Annotated in this window: 1 protein-coding gene; it reads left to right on the top strand. The window is 65.3% G+C overall.

Translation table 11 applies throughout. The features are described 5' to 3' along the window. Window positions 1-352 (top strand): pyridoxal-phosphate dependent enzyme (locus PQR02_RS40870; protein WP_408243461.1); only part of this gene is annotated, 352 nt, incomplete at both ends.

Genomic DNA, 352 nt, shown 5'->3' with positions numbered 1-352 from the left:
CCCGACGGTCGAGGTGGTGCAGTTCGGCGAATCGTACAGCGACGCCTACGCCCACGCGGTGAAGTTGCAGGAAGAGCGCGGCCTGACCTTCGTGCATCCGTTCGACGACCCTTACGTGATCGCGGGCCAGGGCACCGTCGCCATGGAGATTCTCAGCCAGCATCAGGGACCGATTCACGCGATCTTCGTGCCGATCGGCGGCGGCGGACTCGCGGCCGGCGTGGCCGCGTATGTGAAATCGGTGCGCCCGGAGATCAAGGTGATCGGCGTGCAGACCGACGATTCGTGCGCGATGGCCACATCGCTGAAAGCGGGCGAGCGGGTCACGCTGAACGAAGTCGGTCTGTTCTCG

Origin of the sequence: Paraburkholderia sediminicola (assembly GCF_046026895.1) — a bacterium.
In the GTDB taxonomy this organism is placed as follows: domain Bacteria; phylum Pseudomonadota; class Gammaproteobacteria; order Burkholderiales; family Burkholderiaceae; genus Paraburkholderia; species Paraburkholderia sediminicola_C.
This window is presented reverse-complemented; position numbering and strand designations above follow the sequence as displayed.